The sequence below is a fragment of the Aeromicrobium phragmitis genome, from assembly GCF_003674095.1.
Classification (GTDB): Bacteria; Actinomycetota; Actinomycetes; order Propionibacteriales; family Nocardioidaceae; genus Aeromicrobium; species Aeromicrobium phragmitis.
On the sequence record NZ_RDBF01000039.1, the window covers coordinates 1 to 665 of the forward strand.

The window sequence follows — 665 nt, forward strand, 5'->3', positions numbered from 1 at the left end:
GTCGGAGTCTGCGTGAGATTGTTTCGGTCCCGCCGTCTCATCTGTGACCGCCCGTTCGGGCGGCGCCTGGCGGGGGGAGGCCGAGCGATGACGAAGGCGATGCATGCGATACGAGACCGAAGGTCCCCTCGTGCTGGTGATCGACGAACCGGAGCGGCTCACCGCGGAGGCCTGGAGGGTGTTGCGCGGGGCAGGAGCCCGAAGGTTGGGCGCGCTTGACGGGGATCGCGATGACGCGGTCGCGCTCGAACGCCTGCGTGCCGCTGCGCGGTCCGCGGATCCGGAGCGGGCGGAACAGGTTCTTCGAGATGTCGGGCTCCCGCTTGCACTCGATCATCCGGAAGTCCTCGCCCGATGGGTCGCTGCGCCTCCCGTCGAGATCGGCAGCTTCCCGGCCCTGCGATGGACGCTCGTCGCCCTCGCGGTGCAGCAGCGCACGCACCCGGTGGCCCCTGATCTTCTCCGTGCGCCGTGGAACGACCGGGACCACCGGCGCACGGTCGTGGACCGAGCGCTCGCACGAGGCCTGCGATGCGCCGTAGAGCGGCGTCTCGCCCGCCCCGGCGGTGTCATGACAGCAGTGTCCCTCGACAGCATGCTTCACGATCTCGGACGCGGCGACCGGGAGGCGCTGTCTGCCTGGCTCCCAGCCCTTCATGCCGAGT

At 70.2% G+C, this 665-nt stretch carries 1 protein-coding gene; it reads left to right on the top strand.

The genetic code is table 11. The features are described from left to right. Positions 1–103: 103 nt before the first annotated feature. A partial coding sequence (locus D9V41_RS17625) for a hypothetical protein (RefSeq protein WP_133434230.1) occupies positions 104–665 on the top strand: 562 nt, incomplete at its 3' end.